This is a genomic window from Streptomyces lydicamycinicus (genome assembly GCF_000829715.2).
In the GTDB taxonomy this organism is placed as follows: domain Bacteria; phylum Actinomycetota; class Actinomycetes; order Streptomycetales; family Streptomycetaceae; genus Streptomyces; species Streptomyces lydicamycinicus.
Genome location: NZ_BBNO01000003.1, coordinates 758,762 through 777,321, shown reverse-complemented (window position 1 = coordinate 777,321; position 18,560 = coordinate 758,762). Strand labels below are relative to the sequence as shown.

Sequence of the window (18,560 nt, the reverse complement as noted above, 5' to 3'; positions counted from 1 at the left end):
GGGCATCTCGCAGCGACTTTCGACCATTTCGTTGACACCGAAAAGACATGCCTACTTAACATGCATGCATAACAGCGATTGCAGCCGCACGGCATGCCCAGGCAAGAACGGGATCACGGCAGATGCTCATAGCCACGGCAGGGAACGGCTCCTCCGCCGACTCCGCGCCCTCCCCCTCCCTCCCCGGTCCGGCCACCGGGGCCGCGACCCGGAACACGGCACAGCGCTGGTGGCGCGACGCGGTGATCTACCAGGTCTACGTCCGCAGCTTCCTCGACAGCACCGGCGACGGCATCGGCGATCTGGCCGGTGTGCGGACGGGGTTGCCGTACCTCAAGAAGCTCGGGGTGGACGGCATCTGGCTCAGCCCCTTCTACCCCTCCCCCCAGCACGACCACGGCTACGACGTCGCGGACTACCGCGAGGTGGACCCCGTATACGGCGACCTCGCCGAGTTCGACCGCCTGGTGGCCGACGCCCACCGGCTGGGCCTGAAGGTGCTCCTGGACATCGTCCCCAACCACTGCTCCAGCGAGCACCCGTGGTTCCGCGCCGCCCTGGCGGACGGTCCGGACAGCGCGGCACGGTCGCTCTTCCACTTCGCCGACGGGCGCGGGGAGCACGGTGAGCTGCCGCCCAACAACTGGCGGGCCATGTTCGGCGGCCCCGCCTGGTCCCGGGTCACGGAGGCGGAGGGCGGTGCGGGCCAGTGGTACCTGCACATGTTCACGCCCGAGCAGCCCGATCTGAACTGGCGCAACCCCGCCGTGCGCGCCGACTTCGACAGCGTGTTGCGCTTCTGGCTGGACCGTGGGGTCGACGGCTTCCGTATCGACGTGGCGGCCGGGCTGTTCAAGCACCCCGAACTGCCCGACTCCCCCGACCCGGCGGCCGACGAGCGGACCCGCGACTCGGTCAACCCGCTGGCCTGGAACCAGCCCGAGGTGCACCAGGTGTGGCGCGAGTGGCGCGCGCTGTGCGAGGAGTACACGGCCCACGACGGCCGCGACCGGCTGCTGGTCGGCGAGGTCTCCGTGCGCACACCGAGCGAGCAGGCCGCCTACGTCCGGCCCGACGAACTGCACCAGGCGTTCTTCTTCCATCTGCTGACCGCGCGCTGGGACGTCGACACCTTCCGCAAGGTCATCTCCGAGGCGCTCACCGATATCGCGGGCACCGGCTCCACGGTCACCTGGGTGCTCAACAACCACGACCAGGTCCGCACCGTCACCCGGTACGCGGCCGAGACCGGGGGCGCCGGCCTCGCCGAGTCCGCGGGCGGGCTGGGCCCGGCGCGGGCCCGTGCCGCCGCGCTGCTGATGCTGGCGCTGCCCGGCGCGGCGTACATCTACCAGGGCGAGGAGCTGGGCCTGCCGGAGGTCGTCGACCTGCCCGACGAGGTCCTGACCGACCCGATCTACCACCGCACGGGCAGCCGCGAGAAGATCCGCGACGGCTGCCGGGTGCCGCTGCCCTGGTCCGGGCACGCCTCGCCGTTCGGCTTCACCAGCGGTACCGACGCGGCACGGCCCTGGCTGCCGCAGCCCGAATGGTTCGCCGACCACGCGACGGACCGGGCGCTGGCCGACACCCGCTCGTTCTGGCACCTGTACCGCGAGGGGCTGGCGCTACGCCGCAGTCTTCCGCAGCTCGGCGAAGGCACCCTGCGCTGGCTCGACTCCCCGCCCCAGGTCCTGGCGTTCGTCCGGGGTGACGGCCTGGTCTGCGCCGTCAACTTCGGCACCGAGCCGGTGCCGGCCCCGGTACCGGGTGTCCCGCTGCTGGCGAGCGGCGACTGCCCCGCAGGAACGCTCCCCGGCTCCACCGCCGCCTGGTGGATGGGCACCCCCGAATCCCGATAGCCCCCGACAACCCGACCTCCACGCCTCTGCACTCTTCCGCAGTTCTCCCGAAGGGAATCCCACGATGAGACGACCCGCAGTACGACACACCCGAGCCGCCCTGTCCGGCGCGGCCGTGCTCGGCCTGGCGCTCTCCGCCACCGCCTGCGGCGGCGGGGCTTCCGCCGGGGGCGGCAAGCAGGAACTGAGCGGTGAGAACATCACCGTCGCCGGTGTCTGGACCGGTGTGGAACAGCAGAACTTCAAGAAGGTCCTGGACGCGTTCTCCGAGAAGACCGGCGCGAAGGTCACCTTCTCCTCCACCGGCGACAATGTCTCCACGGTGATCGGCAGCCAGGTCGAGGGCGGCAACGCCCCCGATGTGGTGATGGTGCCTCAGGTCGGCGTGCTCCAGCAGTTCGCCAAGAAGGGCTGGCTGGCTCCCCTTTCCCCGGAGATCGCCGCCGAGGCCAAGAAGAACTTCGCGCAGGTGTGGAAGGACTACGGCACGGTCGACAAGACCTACTACGGCCTGTACTTCAAGGCCTCGCACAAGTCGACGGTCTGGTACAGCCCGGAGGCGTTCGCACAGGCCGGGGTCAAGCCCGCGAAGACGTACCAGGACCTGCTGAAGACGGGCCGTACGCTCTCCGACTCGGGTGTGCCGGGCTTCTCCGTCGCGGGCGAGGCCGGCTGGCCGCTCACCGACTGGTTCGAGAACATCTACCTCTCCCAGGCCGGGCAGGAGAACTACGACAAGCTCGCCGCCCACAAGATCCCGTGGACCGACCCCACCGTGGTCAAGGCGCTCACCACGCTGGGCAAGCTCTTCGGCGACAAGAACCTGGTGGCCGGCGGCGGTTCGGGCGCGCTGCGCACCGACTTCCCCGAGTCCGTCCAGCAGGTCTTCGGCCCGGAGCCGGGCGCGGCCATGGTCTACGAGGGCGACTTCGTCAGCGCACTGATCACCGATGAGCTGCACAAGCAGGTCGGCAAGGACGCCAAGTTCTTCCCCTTCCCCGCGGTCGACAAGGGCAAGGCGCCGGTGGTCAGCGGCGGTGACGCCGCCGTGGTGCTCAAGGCCGGGAAGCACAAGAAGGCCGCCATGGAGCTGGTGAAGTACCTGGCCACGCCCGAGGCGTCCGGCGTGTGGGCCAAGGCCGGCGGCTATATCTCGCCCAACAAGAAGGTGCCCGCGGGCGCGTACCACGACGAGGTCACCCGCAAGGCCGCCCAGTCGCTGACCGACGCCGGGAACTCCGTGCGCTTCGACATGTCCGACCAGGCCCCCGCGGCCTTCGGCGGCACCCAGGGCGCGGGCGAATGGAAGCTGCTCCAGGACTTCCTGCGCGACCCCTCGGACCCCGAGGCCACGGCGCGCAAGCTTGAGGCCGCCGCTGCCAAGGCGTACGGAAAGTAAGGACCAAGGGCCCGATCCCATGCCTGTCACCACTCCCGCGGTGCCGCCCGCTTCGACGCGCGGCACCGCGCCCCACCCCCCGGGCGGCACACCCGACGGGGCGAGCGCCCCCGCGCGGCGCGCGGTCCGGCGCCGCCGGCGGATCGCCGCGGTGTTCCTGTTTCCCGCACTGTTGCTGCTGGGCGCGCTCGTCGCGTACCCCATCGTGTTCTCGGTCATCCGCAGCTTGTACGACGCCTCGGGCGACACCTTCGTCGGCGCCGACAACTACACCGCGATGTTCCAGGACCCCGCCACGCTCCGGGCCATCCGCAACAGTGCGATCTGGGTGGTCTTCGCCCCCGCACTGCTGACCGGACTCGGCCTGGTCCTCGCGGTCCTGACCGAGAAGATCCGCTGGAAGACGGCGTTCAAGCTGCTGATGTTCATGCCCATGGCGATCTCCTTCCTCGCCGCCGGCATCATCTTCCGGCTCGCCTACGAGCAGGATCCGCAGCGCGGTGTGCTCAACGCGGTCACCGTCGGCATCCACGACAGTGCCCAGGGGAAGTCCACCTCCTTCCCGACCGCCAAGGTGCGTCTCGGCGACAAGCAGCTGACCAAGGGCCATGACGGCTCCTACCGGACGGCGCACCGCACCGGCCCCGGAAACACCGTCAACCTCGGCCTGGTCGGCGTCGCGCCGAAGGACATGCCGTCCCAGGCACGCCCCGCCGCACCGGCCGCCGCGTCACATGCCGCCGACGGCGAACTGCGCGGTGTGGTCTACCTCGACTTCACCCCCGGCGGTGGCGGCAAGCCCGGCAGGGTGGACCGCGGTGAACGCGGGCTGCCCGCGCTCTCCGTCGAGGCGGTCGACTCGCACGGCAAGGTGGTGGCCACGGCGACCACCGCACCGGACGGCTCCTACCGTCTGCCTCATCTGGCCCCGGGGTCGTACGCCGTCCAGCTCCCCGCGAAGGATTTCGCCCCGCCGTACGAGGGCATCTCCTGGCTCGGCCCGGCCCTCATCACCCCCGCCATCATCGGCGCCTACATGTGGATCTGGACCGGCTTCGCGCTCGTCCTCATCGGCGCCGGGCTCTCCTCGATGCCGCGGGACGTCCTGGAGGCGGCCCGGATGGACGGCGCCAATGAATGGCAGGTCTTCCGCCGGATCACCGTGCCGTTGCTCGGGCCGGTCCTGGGCGTGGTGTTCGTGACGATGGTGATCAATGTGATGAAGGTCTTCGACCTCGTCTACATCATCGCCCCCGGTCCCGTACAGCAGGACGCCAATGTCCTGGCCCTCCAGATGTGGCTGGTCTCCTTCGGCGGCGGCAACAACCAGGGACTCGGCAGCGCCCTCGGCGTGCTGCTGCTCCTCCTGGTGGTCCCGGCCATGGCCCTCAACATCCGACGTTTCCGCAGGAGCCAGTCATGACCACCGCTCAAGGAACCGCGGCCCCCCGCAGGCGGACGGCCGCCCGGCCGGCGAAGTGGCTCAGCCGTGGCGTGATCCAGGTGTTCCTGCTCGTAATCGGTCTGATCTGGCTCACCCCCGCCGCCGGGCTCTTCCTCTCCTCGCTGCGTACGGAGGAGGCGAACGCGAGCAGCGGATGGTGGACCGCGCTCACCACACCCGGCCAGCTGTCGCTCGACAACTACACGTCGCTGCTGAAGGATTCCGGCATCGTCCAGGCCTTCTGGAACACGGTGCTGATCTCGGTGCCCACCACCCTGGCCGTCGTGGTGATCGCCGCGCTGGCCGGATACGCCTTCGCCTGGATGGAGTTCCCGGGCCGGGACTGGATCTTCCTGGTCGTCGTCGCCATGCTGGTGGTGCCGGTGCAGATCGGACTGCTGCCGGTGGCCAAGTTGTTCGGTGCGCTGGGGCTGTTCGGCTCGATTCCCGGTGTGGTGCTCTTCCACACCGCCTACGGTCTGCCGTTCGCCATCTTCCTGCTGCGTAATTACTTCGCGGAAATCCCCAAGGAGATGCTGGAGGCCGCCCGGATGGACGGCGGCGGAGAATGGCGGATCTTCTCCCAGCTGGTGCTGCCCCTGGGCCGGCCCGCCATCGCCAGCCTGGCCATCTTCCAGTTCCTGTGGGTCTGGAACGACATGCTGGTCGCCCTGCTCTTCGCCGACAACGAGTCACAGCCGCTGACCGTGGCCCTCCAGTCGCAGATGAGGCAGTTCGGCAGCAACATCGGGGTCCTGGCGCCCGGTGCATTTCTGTCCTTGATCGTGCCGCTGATCGTGTTCTTCGTGTTCCAACGGCATTTCGTTCAGGGCATCATGGCCGGTTCGGTCAAATAGACCGGTCCGGTTACCTGGCCGGTCGGGTGAGTCGAGGGATTGGCCCAGGAGGGGACGGCGCGCGGCACGTGTTCAGCATCGTGTCGCGCGCCGGGCCGTTGTGCGACGGGTGCACGGCGAGTGCGGGCCCGACCCGGGCACGGCCGTCCGAGGGTCGCGCACTATTCGCTCGCCACCGGTACGCGTCCGGGCTAGGTTGGCGCGATGTCCGAACTGCGTACCGAGCGCCTGCTGCTCCGCCCCTGGCGGGAGTCCGACCTCGGCCCCTGGGCCGCGATGAACGCCGATCCCGAGGTCCGGGCGTACTTCCCGGATGTGCTCACGCCGGAGCAGAGCGCGGCATCCGTCGCCGGTTTCCAGGCCGATCTCGCGGACCGCGGCTGGGGATGGTGGGCGCTCGAAGTGCGCGCCACCGGGGAGTTCATCGGGTTCACCGGTCTGGACCCGGTGGATGACGACATGCCGTTCACCGGTGTGGAGGCCGGCTGGCGGCTGGCCCGCGCGGCCTGGGGGCACGGGTATGCCACCGAGGCCGGCGCGGCCGCCCTGGCCTTCGGCTTCACCACCCTCGGCCTGCCGGAGATCCTCGCGGTGACGCCGACCACCAACCACCGCTCACAGGCGGTGATGCGCCGCCTCGGCATGACCCGCAACCCCGCCGACGACTTCGACGATCCCGATGTGCCCGACGGCCCGCTGCGCCGGAGCGTGCTGTACCGGATCGCCGCCGGAGACTGGCGGGCCGCCGAGCGGGGATGAGACCGTCCGGGCCGTTCCGTCAGGGAGCCGACGGGGTCGGGGAGCCGGTTGCGGCCAGGGTCTCCAACCCGACCGGCAGTGCCCCGGTGTGGATCACGCCCAGTCGTTGTGTCGCCCGGGTGAGCGCGACGTACAGATCGCTCGCACCGAGCTCCGCCGGTTCCACCACGATCACGGAGTCGAATTCCAGGCCCTTGGCCTGCCGGGGGCCGAGCAGCACCACCGGACGGGTCAGGTCCGGGGAAGGTCCGGCGGAGGCGTCCGGGAGGGCGGCGGCCAGCGCCTCGTGGTGGGCGGGCGGGGCGATCACCGCGAGGCGGCCGTCCTGGTGGCTCTCCCGTGCGACCGCCCCGGCAGCCACGCGCGGGATGTCGTCCGTACGGTGCGCCCATGGGCGCACCCCGGTGGAGCGGATCGAGCGCGGCGGCGCGAAGGACGGATCGGCGGACCGGGGCACCTGCGCCGCGACCTCCATGATCTCGGTCGGCGTACGGTAGTTGACGCCGAGCCTGACGTGCTCCCAGCGGTCGCCCACATACGGCGCGAGGATCGTCTCCCAGGAGCCACAGCCGCCGGGCTCGGCGGTCTGCGCCGGATCGCCGACCAGTGTCATCGAACGGGTCGGGCAACGGCGCATCAGCAACCGCCACATCATCACGGACAGTTCCTGTGCCTCGTCCACGATGATGTGGCCGAACGCCCAGGTCCGGTCGGCCGCGGCGCGTTCGGCGGCGCTGCGGTGGTCGGCCTCTTCGTGCCGGTCGGCGAGCAACTCCGCGTCCACCAGGTCGTGCGCCGCCAGCACCTCCGACTCCTCGTCGTCGCGGTCCTCGAACTCCTGGGTGCGGGAGCCGTAGGAGAGGTCGAGCACGCCCTGGGCGTAGTCGATCAGCTCCTGGCGCTCCGCCTCGGCGGCGGCACGGGCCGCCGAGGAGTCCTCTCCGAGGAGTTCGGCCGCCTCGTCCAGCAGCGGCACGTCCGCCGGGGTCCACTCCCCGTCCACCCGTCGGATGGCGTCCGCATCGGCGTCCGGCAGGTGGACGGGCTCGGCGAGGAAGTCGGCAACCAGCTGTTCAGGGGTGAGCTCGGGCCACAACTCGTCGATGGCGCCGTGCACTTCGGCGCTGGTGGCGATGGCCTTGCCCAGCTGGGCGATGTCGTCCGGGCCGAGGAAGTTCGGCCCGCCGAAGGGGTCCGCACCGATCCGGTCGACCAGTTGCCCGGTGAGCGCGTCGATGACGCGGAAGGCGAAGTGCGGGCGGGCCAGATTGTGCGGCAGCCTGGTCTCCCGTGCCCGGCGCCGCGCCTCTTGTGCCATGCCCGCATCCAGCCGCAGTTCGCCGTCCTCATGGTCGATCACGATCACGGAGTCGGGCAGGGCCTGCCGGTCCCGGACCGCCGCGGCGAGCGCGTCGGCCATCGCCGCACGGCCCTTGACCTCGGCGGCTTCGGGGGTGTCGGTCCCGGTCGCGGTGACCCCCGGGAAGAGTTCGCCGGGCGTGGCGAGCAGCACTCCGGTCTCGCCGAGCGAGGGCAGCACCTCCGCGATGTAGCTGAGGAACGCCGGGTTCGGCCCGACGATCAGCACGGCACGCCGGGCCAGCTGTTCACGGTGCGCATAGAGCAGATAGGCGGCGCGGTGCAGGGCGACGACGGTCTTGCCGGTGCCGGGGCCGCCCTCCACGACGAGGACGCCGTGGTGCGGGGCGCGGATGATGGCGTCCTGCTCGGCCTGGATGGTCTGCACGATGTCATGCATCCGTCCGGTGCGCGCGGCGTCCAGCGCTGCCAGCAGCACCGTGTCCCCGTCGGTGCCCTCGTGCCCGGTCCGTACGGCGTCGGCGAGGTCCATGATCTCGTCATGCAGCCCGGTGACCCGCCGGCCCTCGGTGGTGATGTGCCGCCGGCGGCGCAGCCCCATCGGTGTGTGACCGGTGGCGAGGTAGAACGGGCGGGCGACCTCGGCCCGCCAGTCGATGACGAGCGGGGTACGGTCCGGGTCGTCGCGCCGGATACCGATCCGGCCGATGTGGTGATCGCGGCCGTCGCGGAATGCCAGCCGACCGAAACACAGGCCATTTTCCCCGGCATTGAAGGCGGCCAGCAGACCGGACTGTTCAGCCACCAGGACATTGCGCTCCAGCCGCATCTGGGCGTGGTTGCCTTCCGGCGACTGGACGGCGGTGTGCACCGCCGTCTCGGCCAGGTCCCGTAGTTCGGTGAGGCGGTCATAGAGCAGATCGATGAATTCCTGCTCGTGCTGCCATTCCTCGTTTGACAATTCAGCTCCGCTCGGATACAGTTCGGTATGTAGGGTGAGTTTTTGGTTTGAATTCTCCAAAACACAGAAGCTCTCAATATACCCAAAGAAATACCCCGGCCGTCAACTCGGTCCGGGGTATTTCTTTTTGTCCGGCAGGAGCTCCCCTCGGAGCCGCCGGTGTCAGCTCCCGCTTTTCAGCGCAGCGGCACCGGACGGCCCTTCGGGGTGCGCCGGATCACCAGGTGTGCGCGACATCCACGATCAGCTCGTGACCGGACTGCTGCACCCGGAACGGCAGCTTGGCGCGCACGCCCAGGCCGACCTGGGTCTGCCCCTCGAAGCTCGCCCCGAACTTGGTGTCCTTGAACGTGCGGTATCCGGCGAGGTTCACCCCCGGCAGCGGCTTGCCGGCCGTCCCGGCGTAGGTCTGCTTACCGGTCGCCGGGTCATGGCTGGGCGCGGACACAAAGACCTCAAGGATGGCGCCGCCCTTGACCGGTATCTTCTCGCCCGAGCCGTCCTGGTGGAACGCGTCGACATACCCGACGTGGTAGCCGACCTTGCCGCCCGCTCCGCCGATGTCGAAGACCATGCGGTCGTAGCAGGCGTTCCGGCTGGTCTTGACGTTCTTCAGCGGCATCGCGTTCGCGTCCGTGGCCGACTTGTTGCCACTGCCCCAGACGGTCGAACAGGCCGTGGCCGGGGCGGCTTCACCCACCGGGCCGGTCGCGGCCCCGGCCACCCCGGCCGTGCCCGCCACCCCGACGCCCGCCAGCACGAACGCCGCGGCCACTGTCCCCAACCGTCGCATCACTTACCTCCTGAGAAGAGCCTGTGTACAGATGCGTGCGGTAGGACGGGCGCAGGGGCGGGGACGTTGTGCGCCGGTCCGCATTTGGCCGACGGAGGAGCCATGTTGTCGCGAAAGCGGAGGTACTGGCACCGGGCGCCCGTCAGTCGGATTGCGCCGCCGCAACGGAGGTGCCCACCGGCCGCAGGGGCCGTCCGCCGCGGAGATGCGCCCCGCCCCGGAGTCACATCAGTCAGACGTCGACCACGTCGACGGTCACCCCGCTGCGATGCAGTGCGGTCAACTCCTCTGCCGGGGTGCCGCGATCGGTGACGACACGGTCGTAGTCGCCGATGTCGCCGTAGGCGTGCGTCGCGGTCTTGCCGAACTTGCTGTGGTCCACCAGGAGCAGCGACCGCTGCGCGCACTCCAGCATGCCTTCCTTGATCTCGGCGTACTCACGGATCGGGTGGAAGAGGCGGCCGCCGAGCACGGACACCGCCGACATCACCGCGAGGTCGGCGCGGATCCGGCCGAGACCGCGCAGTACGTCCGGGCCGACGCAGGAGCCGAATTCGCCGCGGTAGCGACCGCCCAGGAGCGTCACGTCGGTGCCCGGCGTCTCATCGAACAGCCGGGCCACACCGAGGGAGTTGGTGACCACGGTGACCGCCTCGGTCCGGGCGATCCGGGCCGCGAGCGGGAAGACCGTGGTCGAATCGTCCAGCACGACGGTGCTGCCGGGCCGGATCTCGTCGGCGACGGCGGCGCACAGCGCTTCCTTCACCGGATGATTCACGCCGATGCGGAAGCGGGTGGCGGTCTCCATGGTGAGGCTCGGAAAGGGCGCGGCCCGGCCGCGTTCCTTGCGCAGCAGCCGGCGTTCGGCGAGCTGGTCCAGATCGCGGTGCATGGTCGCGAGGCTGACCCCGAAGTGTCTGGCCAGTTCGTCGATGCGGACTTCGCCGTGTTCGACGACATGGGCCAGTACGTCCTGCCGTCGCCGGTCGACCTCGGCCAGCGACGACCGTGTGGAAGCCATCGGGGCCGCCCCTTTCAGGTCGGACAGCGGCAGCGGCTACCGCTGCGGGTAGATGACGGCCTTCACGGCGCTCGCGTCGTGGGTGGCGACGGTCAGTGCGCTCTCGGCCTCGGCAAGACCGTAACCGTGCGAGACCAGGGAGTCGAGCCGGACCGCACCCGACGCCACCAGGGCCGTCGCGGTGGGCCAGGTGTGGGCGTAGCGGAAGGTGCCGGTCAGTTCCAGTTCGCGGTTCTGCACCCGGCTCAGCGGGAGCGGGATCTCGTCCCCGCCCATGCCGACGAGGACCACCCGGCCGGCCCGGCCCACCGTACGGATCGCCTCGCCGCTCACCGCGGGGACGCCGGAGCACTCCAGGAGGACGGTGGGGGTGTAGCCGGCGTCGCGCAGCGGGGTGGCCGAGACGTCCAGGGCGGTGGCGCCGGCGGCGCGGGCGAGGGCGAGGCGGTGCGGGAGGACGTCGGTGACCATGACCTCCCGTGCGCCGAAGGCCCGAGCCGTCTGGGCGGTCACCAGGCCGATGGGTCCCGCACCGGTGATCAGGACACGGTCGCCGGGTGCGACCCGGGCCTTGCGGCAGGCCCACACGGCCACCGACAGCGGCTCCAGCAGTGCGGCGTCCTCGATGGTCAGGCAGTCGGGGACCTCGTGCGCGAAGTCCTGGCGGACGGCCAGGTATTCGCAGAAGGCGCCGTCCACCGGCGGCGTGGCGAGGAAGCGCATGTCCGGGCAGAGGTTGTAGCGGCCCGGACGGCATTCACCGCAGCTGCCGCAGGGGGTGCCGGGCTCGATGGAGACGCGCCGGCCCATCCGGCGGGTGTCGGCGCCCGGCCCGCAGGCGACGACCGTACCGGCCGCCTCGTGTCCGAGGACGAGCGGCTCCCGTACGACGAAGTCGCCAATGCGTCCGTGCCGGTAGTAGTGCACATCCGAGCCGCAGGTGCCGACCGCCTCGACACGGACCAGGACCTCTCCCGGGCCGGGCTCGGGGACAGGGCGTTCGGCGAGGCTCAGCTGCCCGGGTCCGTGCAGGACGGCGGCGCGCATGGTGGTGGGAATCCCGGATGTGGCGGTCATGACGGGCTCACGGCTCCCTCGGGGTGTGGCGATGTGTGGGGGACGTCGCGCGATCCGGCGCTGGACCGGCGGGCTGCCGCGTCGCCCCTTGGCTTCAGCACCGTACCGCCTCTTTTTCTATCAGAGGAGCCTTGACTTCTCACAAAATACGAGAAGACTTGCGCCGGCCCACCGTCTGCACGGCACATCGGTGCACCCTCCCCCGTCCCCCTGGTAAAGCTCCCTTGGAGAGCCCATGAGCAGCTCCGTCCGCCGCCGGCCGATACGGACACCGCACACCGGCCCCCCGCCGGCCGGCCGCAGTCGCTCCGGCTCCGCCCGCCTGGGCATACCTCCCGCCCTGACCTGGGGTTTCGTCGGAGTCCTGCTGTTCATGACAGGTGACGGGGTGGAGACCGGCTTCTTCTCGAAGTACCTGGCCGACCAAGGTCTGGCCAAGGCCGATGCGGCGGTGGTCATCACCGTCTACGGGGTCACGGTCGCCATCGGCGCCTGGCTCTCGGGAGCGCTGTCCGACCTGTGGGGGCCACGGCGGGTGATGACCGCCGGCTTCGCCATCTGGCTCGTCTTCCAGGTGCTCCTGCTGACGGTGGCACTGCCCACCATGAACTATCCGCTGCTACTGCTCCTGTACGGGCTACGCGGCTTCGGTTACCCCTTGTTCGCCTACGGCTTCCTGGTCTGGGTCACCGCGGCGACCCCACCGCAGCGGCTGGGAACGGCGGTCGGCTGGTACTGGTTCGCCTTCACCGGCGGGCTGCCGACCCTCGGCTCACTGGTCGCCAGCGCCACGATCCCGCTGGCCGGCTCCTACCGGACGTTGTGGCTCGCGCTCGGCCTCGTGACGCTCGGCGGTCTGGTCGCCCTGCTGCTGGTGCGCGAGCCCACCGGCCGCTCCGGTCTCGCCCCGGACGACGGGAATCCGCTGAGGACGCTGGCGGGCAGCGTCTCGATCATGCGGCGCCGCCCACGGGTGGCCGTCGGCGCCGCGGTGCGCGTCTTCAGCACCGGCTCACAGTTCGGCTTCCTGGTCTGCCTGCCGTTCTTCTTCACCGAGACGGTCGGCTTCAGCACCTCGGCCTGGCTGCGTCTGCTCAGCGTGATGTTCGCCGCGAACATCTTCGCCAACCTGTTCTTCGGAGCCGTCGGCGACCGGCTCGGCTGGCAGCGCACCATGACCTGGTTCGGCGCGGTGGCCTGCGCGGTGACCTGTCTGGCGCTGTATTACGTCCCGGTCCTGGCCGGCCCGCACTTCGTCGCCTGCGCGGTCGCCGCCGCCCTCTACGGCATCGCCCTCGCCGGCTACGTCCCGATCTCGGCACTGGTGCCCGCACTGGCACCGCGCCACAAGGGCCAGGCCATGTCGGCACTCAATCTGGGGGCCGGCGCGAGCACCTTCGCCGGGCCGGCCGTCGTCGCCGTCGCCCTGGGGCCGGTCGGTGTGCAGGGCATCGCCTGGATCTTCGCCCTGCTGCATCTCGCCACCGCGGTCGCGATCCGATTCCTCGAACCCGACCCGGAGTTCACCGCGCCGCCCACCGAACCGTCCCCCGCACCGGCAGCCGACGGCACGAGGATTCCCGCGGGCCGTCACTGACGGGCCTTGCCGCTTCGCTCGCCGACCGGCCGGGCACGTGCAGGCCGGTCGGCCCTGGCCCCCGCGTCCGGAGATCGGCGAGCGCCGGCGATCCGGTCAACTCGCGCTGTCACTCGGACAGTTCGGCCGGGCCGGTGGCACGGCGTGCAGACCTGCCGAGCGCAGCGGGCGGAAGTAGTGGGTGAGGGCCCAGACGCCGATGCGGCTGCCGGTCTGGCATCCGACGACGTCCGCGGTGCGGAAGTGGATCCCGGCCCAGACACGGGCGTTGATCATGTCCTCGTTGAGCTGGTCGGCCTCGTCATAGTGGCGGGTGGTGCCGGTGATCTCGGAGGGGACGTTGAGGTCGAGGTGAGTGGTGCCGAGGATCCCGGTCAGGGTCCGGGTCACGGCGCCGGCGACCGTGGTGTGGCCGCTGAGGTAGTCGGGGTGCGGTGGTGTGACGAGCAGCGGCTGCCACTGCGGGTCGGCGTCGGTCGCGGGATTGCCGTCGGTGTCGGCCAGCTGGATGGCGGTGATCGGACGCCAGAATCCGTAGTGGAGCTTGGCGTCCCATGCGGTGACGACGGCGTCGGTTGCCGACGCGTTCGCCGCGGCGAACAGCCGTGCCGTGTCCGCGATGTCCAGGTGGTGCCGGGCCGTGTGGTCCCGGAACGCCGCTTGGAACTGCGCCGCCAGATTGCCCCCGAAGAACAGGGCGGTGGCGGTCTGCTGCGCGGTGCGCGCCGAACCGGTCTTCGCCCCCATCGTCTTCACCTCGTTCACGTCCCGGGCATAGCGGGCCGAGGACAGCGCGGGCGGCCCCCCGGGACGGAACTGGGCCGGAGAGGTGAGCAGCAGGGGACGCAATACGGCGAGCCAGGGGTCGATGAAGGGCTGATGGGCCGGCGGGGTGGGCCGCCAGACACCGGGCGCGGGCGCCGCGGTGAACTCCACCGGTGCGAACCGGCCGTCGTCCTCACGCAGCGCGATGAGGTGGCCGGCGGCACGCTCCCCGAAGGCCACGCCCTGCCGCTTCGCCCGGCCGTCGGGGATCTTCGCGAGCGAACCGGCGTACGCGGCATCGAGCGAGGCCTGGGAGGCCGGGAAGTAGGTGACCAGTACGCGATGGGCGGCGGTCACGGCCGCCGCCTCGGGTGAGGCGGTGACGGGGCCACGGGCCCGCCACTTGTACGGGGCGTAGGTGCGCTGGATGCCGACCACGGCGTTGTAGACGGCGGCCGAGACGAACCCGTGCCAGATGACGACCTGTCCGGAGGGGCGGGTGGGGCCGAGGTTGGCGCTGATGGTGTCGGTGGCGATGACGTTCCAGTCACGGATCGCGGCGGGGTCCGCGGCCGGTGGCCGGTGGCTGTCGGCGGTGGCTGTGGGGCCCGCCAGGGCGGTGAGGGCGAGGACCAGCAGTGCGGTGACCGCGCCGATGACTGCTCGTCTGACCGAACGAGAAGTATCCATAACCGACTTAACAGCCGATGGGAGGACGGGTCACGCCTCGGCGGCGCCGGATGCGCGTACGCCCGCGCACGGCCGTACCACTCCTGGCGCAGGCGGCGCGGGCCCGGATTGTCCAGGGCGCACCGCTGCGCGTGGTGCGCCCATGGGCGTCCCACCGCAGCTCAGGTCGCCGCCTGTGCGGCGGCGCGCTCGCGGGCGGCCGCGGCGCGTACCGGGTCGCCGAGCTGCTCCTCCAGCCGGGCCTTGGCCGACCAGTTGTACGGGCAGATCGGGCGCAGTTGGATACGTTCGCTGAGCAGCGTACGGGCCAGCTGCGTACGGCGGGCACGGAGGGCCGCCTCGACGAGGGTCCGCTGGATCGCGTCCCGCTGGGCGTGGCTGCCGCCGAACTGGTGCAGCCGGTGCCGGACGGGCAGCAGCAGATCGGTGGCCCGGCCGTAGTCGTGCTGTCCGTAGGCGATCAGGGCGCGGCAGACGGGCAGTCCGATCTGGGCCGTCATGGCGCGGTTCGACCCGCTGGGCTCCGTCGCCACCCAGTGTTCCCGGTCGTGGACGAGGCGCTGCGCCTGGGCGACACGGCCCGCTCCTACATAGGCCATCACCGCGTGTGCGTCGTTGAAAGCGTAATGGGGGCCGTCGTGGCGGCTCTCCCAGGCGTCGGCGAGCCGGGCCCACCGCGCGCTCTGGTCGTCCTCTGCCAGATACAGCCGCCACAACAGGGCTGCGGCATCGAGCAGTTCCATCGCCACCGCCGCCGACCCTTCGTGGTGCAGCGCCGCGTCATAGATCTCCAGTACCCGGGCGGTGTCACCGGCCTCCAGTGTGAAGAGGGCGTAGTGCCACCAGTTGTGGACCGTGAGCAGGCTGGCCTGTGACCAGTTATCGGTCCGGGCGTCGAGAAAGCGGATGCCGTCCGTGAAGCGCCCGCGCATCTCGTAGGTGTGCACCACACCGTGAATGCCCCACACATCGCCCGGATGCCGCTCCAGGGCCGCCAGACCGACCTCCTCGGCACGTTCGTAATGGCCCGACTCCTCCAGGCCGAACGCGTACATGCCGAGCAGCGGCCCATGGTGCGGGTCGTCCTCGTCCCAGGCGTCCAGGGCGCCGCCGACGCGGTCCCGCAGGCGCGCGGCGTCCCCGGTGAGGAAGTCGTGCTGATGCCCGGCGAAGAGGGCCAGCGCATCGCGCGGATAGGCGATGGTGAGGTCACCGAGGATTCGGCCGGCACCGTGCAGATCGCCGTCCAGCCAGGCCGTTGCGGCCGCGAGATGCATCCGCTCCCGAGGCGTCACACCGGCCGTGTCCAGACCGGAGCGGAAGTTGGCGAAGCCGTCACGTGCCGCGGCGGCGTCCTTCTCCTCGGTACCCAGTACGCCCAGATACGCGGCCAGCGTCTGCCCCATCACCGACCGCGGCGCCGCGGCCAGTACGCCCTGTGCGGCCTCCGCGACCCGCGGCCGGAAGAACAGCAGGTCGTCCAGGGCCTGTTCGTAAGAGGCCAGGGCCTCGGGGCCGGTGTCACTCATCAGATGTCCGTGGCGGTCCGCTGTCATGGTGGCTCCTGCGGGCTGAGTGCGGGTCTTCATCCTTACCCGCTCCGCGACCGGAGCCACGGCGGAAACGTCGGGTTCATCTGGGAAGTCGCTGCGGGAAACACGTGCTGCCTAATGTCCCTGCCATGGGCACCGGCCCGATGCGCCGTGCACGGCCGCCGCCCTTCGCCCGCCGGCGCGTGCGCACGCCGCACCACGCTCCCGCTCCGCCAACGCCGTCGCGCGGGACACGGCCGCCCGCGCCATGGGCGAGACAGGGCACCGCATTCCCCACGCACCTTCAGGAGGTCCGGCATGAGTGTCGCGCCACGTGTGACAGACCCTGACAGCGGCCGGCGGCCCCCGCACGCTGAGGCGCCCGTCGAGGCCCCCGCGTCCGTCGAGGCTCCCGCGCCTGCCGACACGGCGGCGAACGAGACCCTGGAGGACTACACCCTCCGCTTCGCCCCGCGCAGTTACCGCCGGTGGACGCCGATGGTGGTGGCGACGACGGCGCTCGGCGGTATCGCGTATATGGCCGACTTCTCGATCGGTGCGGGGATCGGGCTCACCCATGGCACCGGGAACGCGCTGGCCGCGATCCTCGTCGCCGCGGTGGTCATCTTCGTCACCGGCTTCCCGCTCGCCTACTACGGGGCGCGCTACAACATCGACCTGGACCTGATCACCCGGGGCTCCGGCTTCGGCTACTACGGGTCGGTGCTGACGAGCGTCATCTTCGCCAGTTTCACCTTCATCTTCTTCGCCCTCGAAGGCTCGATCATGGCCCAGGGCCTGAAGCTGGGCTTCGGCCTGCCCCTGTGGCTGGGCTATGTGATCTCGACGTTCATGGTGATCCCGCTGGTCATCTACGGGATGAAGGCACTCAGCAAGCTTCAGGTCTGGACGACCCCGATCTGGCTGCTGCTGATGGTGGGCCCGCTCGTCTACCTGGTCGCCACCGCCCCCGGTACGGTGCACACCTTCCTCTCGTATACGGGCGCGCAGGGCGGCGGTGGCGTCAATACGGCCTCGGTGCTGCTGGGTGCGGGCGTGTGTCTGTCGCTGATCGCGCAGATCGGTGAGCAGGTCGACTATCTGCGCTTCATGCCGCCCAAGACCGAGCGGAACAAGCGGGCCTGGTGGACGGCGGTGGTGATGGCCGGCCCCGGGTGGGTGGTGCTCGGCGCCCTCAAGCAGGCCATCGGGGTCTTCCTGGCCGTCTACATCCTCGCCGAGGTGGGCGCGGCCTCGGCCACCGAACCCATTCAGCAGTTCACCGGCGCCTTCGCCGCGATGATGCCGTCCTGGCTGGTCATCCCGCTGGCCGTGGCGCTGGTCGTGATCAGCCAGATAAAGATCAACGTCACCAACGCCTACTCCGGTTCGCTGGCCTGGACGAACTCCTTCACCCGGGTCACCAAGCGCTACCCGGGCCGGATGGTGTTCGTGCTCGCCAACCTGGCCTTCGCGCTGATCCTGATGGAAGCGGACATGTTCAGCTTCCTCAACAACATCCTGGGGTTCTATGCCAACTGCGCCATCGCCTGGATCGTGACCGTGGCCACCGACATCATCGTCAACAAGTACCTGCTGAAACTCTCCCCGCACGCCCCCGAGTTCCGCCGCGGCATGCTGTACGCGGTCAACCCCGTGGGCGTGGTGGCCTTCGTCGCCGCGTCCGGACTGTCCATCGCCCTGTATTTCCATGCCCTGGGTGACACGCTTCAGCCGTACTCCCCGGTCGCGGCGGCGGTGATCGCCTTCGTGGTCACCCCGCTGATGGCGGTCCTGACCCGGGGGAGGTTCTACCTGCGGCGCACCTCCGACGGGATCGACGCTCCGCTGCTGGACCAGGACGGCAACCCCAGCTCGACGACGTTCCCGTGCCATGTGTGCCGACAGGACTTCGAGCGCCCGGACCTCACCGCCTGCCACAACCATGGCGCGATGGTCTGCTCCCTGTGTTCGAGCACCGACCGGACCGGCGCCCATCTGCTGCCCGCGGACCGCACCTGACACGGCGGCGGGCCGGCCGTCGGAACGTCAACACGGAAGGCCATATCACCTAAAAGTCTGCTCTTCAGGCCCGGTGTCTCTGGAGCGGGAACCGGTGGGGAACGACAGCCTTGTGCACGGGCGGCTCACAGCCGTGGCGCAGTGTGGTCAACCGGACCGCATCGCCATGAGCCGCAGTTCCTCCACCAGTTAGGAGACCGACCGATGGCTCACCGGATCAAGAGTGCTCTGGTAACCGCGGGCGCCTGCGCCGTCGTTCTCGGCGGGGCGGGTGCCGCCGGCGCCGACAGCGGCGCCGGGGGTGCCGCTCTCGACTCACCAGGGGTGGTGTCCGGCAACAACATCCAGATCCCGGTCCAGATTCCGGTCCAGGTCTGCGGCAACACCGTCAGCGTCATCGGGGCGTTCAACCCCGTCTTCGGCACCCCCTGCTGACCGGCTGACACCGGGGCGGCGCACGA

At 70.3% G+C, this 18,560-nt stretch carries 14 protein-coding genes; 8 read left to right on the top strand and 6 right to left on the bottom strand.

The features are described from left to right. Positions 1–122 precede the first annotated feature (122 nt). The 5 genes from TU31_RS12370 (at position 123) to TU31_RS12350 (ending at position 6,321) form a co-directional block, all read left to right on the top strand. Positions 123–1,862: a glycoside hydrolase family 13 protein gene (locus TU31_RS12370; protein ID WP_042153332.1), complete on the top strand. Its 1,740-nt coding sequence runs from the start codon at positions 123–125 to the stop codon at positions 1,860–1,862. Between the two features lie 64 nt (positions 1,863–1,926). Next, positions 1,927–3,261, top strand: coding sequence for an ABC transporter substrate-binding protein (locus tag TU31_RS12365; RefSeq protein ID WP_042153330.1), 1,335 nt, complete (start codon positions 1,927–1,929; stop codon positions 3,259–3,261). Positions 3,262–3,280: 19 nt separating this feature from the next. Beyond that, positions 3,281–4,684: an ABC transporter permease subunit gene (locus tag TU31_RS12360; RefSeq protein ID WP_042153327.1), complete on the top strand. Its 1,404-nt coding sequence runs from the start codon at positions 3,281–3,283 to the stop codon at positions 4,682–4,684. Further along, complete coding sequence (locus TU31_RS12355; RefSeq protein WP_042153325.1) at positions 4,681–5,562, top strand: carbohydrate ABC transporter permease; 882 nt, start codon at positions 4,681–4,683, stop codon at positions 5,560–5,562. Before TU31_RS12360 ends, TU31_RS12355 begins: the two co-directional genes overlap by 4 nt. 204 nt (positions 5,563–5,766) lie before the next feature. Next, complete coding sequence (locus TU31_RS12350; protein ID WP_042153321.1) at positions 5,767–6,321, top strand: GNAT family N-acetyltransferase; 555 nt, start codon at positions 5,767–5,769, stop codon at positions 6,319–6,321. 19 nt (positions 6,322–6,340) lie between these two features. Here the strand turns inward: TU31_RS12350 and TU31_RS12345 are convergent, their stop codons facing one another. From TU31_RS12345 to TU31_RS12330, 4 genes are all read right to left on the bottom strand, one after another. Continuing rightward, positions 6,341–8,602, bottom strand: a complete 2,262-nt coding sequence (locus tag TU31_RS12345; RefSeq protein ID WP_042153318.1) for a HelD family protein — start codon at positions 8,600–8,602, stop codon at positions 6,341–6,343. 217 nt (positions 8,603–8,819) lie between these two features. Further along, a complete protein-coding gene (locus TU31_RS12340; RefSeq protein WP_042153313.1) occupies positions 8,820–9,395 on the bottom strand; it encodes an AMIN-like domain-containing (lipo)protein in 576 nt (191 codons plus the stop codon). A gap of 232 nt (positions 9,396–9,627) precedes the next feature. Beyond that, positions 9,628–10,416, bottom strand: coding sequence for a DeoR/GlpR family DNA-binding transcription regulator (locus TU31_RS12335; protein WP_042153310.1), 789 nt, complete (start codon positions 10,414–10,416; stop codon positions 9,628–9,630). Between the two features lie 36 nt (positions 10,417–10,452). Next, on the bottom strand, positions 10,453–11,493 hold the full coding sequence (locus TU31_RS12330) for an NAD(P)-dependent alcohol dehydrogenase (protein ID WP_181018585.1): 1,041 nt from the start codon (positions 11,491–11,493) through the stop codon (positions 10,453–10,455). 235 nt (positions 11,494–11,728) lie between these two features. Between TU31_RS12330 and TU31_RS12325 the strand changes: the two genes are divergently transcribed. Next, complete coding sequence (locus tag TU31_RS12325) at positions 11,729–13,090, top strand: MFS transporter (protein ID WP_042153307.1); 1,362 nt, start codon at positions 11,729–11,731, stop codon at positions 13,088–13,090. A 96-nt stretch (positions 13,091–13,186) separates the two neighbouring features. Here TU31_RS12325 and TU31_RS12320 read toward each other — a convergent pair whose 3' ends face one another. Then, complete coding sequence (locus tag TU31_RS12320) at positions 13,187–14,545, bottom strand: vanadium-dependent haloperoxidase (protein WP_042153306.1); 1,359 nt, start codon at positions 14,543–14,545, stop codon at positions 13,187–13,189. A gap of 161 nt (positions 14,546–14,706) precedes the next feature. After that, the gene (locus TU31_RS12315) at positions 14,707–16,101 is read right to left on the bottom strand and encodes a tetratricopeptide repeat protein (RefSeq protein WP_042153304.1); all 1,395 of its coding nucleotides are present in this window, start codon (positions 16,099–16,101) and stop codon (positions 14,707–14,709) included. 294 nt (positions 16,102–16,395) lie between these two features. Between TU31_RS12315 and TU31_RS12310 the strand changes: the two genes are divergently transcribed. After that, positions 16,396–18,099 carry a purine-cytosine permease family protein gene (locus tag TU31_RS12310; RefSeq protein ID WP_245698509.1) on the top strand — a complete coding sequence of 568 codons (1,704 nt, stop codon included), beginning with the start codon at positions 16,396–16,398 and terminating at the stop codon, positions 18,097–18,099. 204 nt (positions 18,100–18,303) lie between these two features. Further along, positions 18,304–18,534: a chaplin gene (locus TU31_RS12305; RefSeq protein ID WP_042153302.1), complete on the top strand. Its 231-nt coding sequence runs from the start codon at positions 18,304–18,306 to the stop codon at positions 18,532–18,534. The last annotated feature ends 26 nt before the right edge of the window (positions 18,535–18,560 follow it).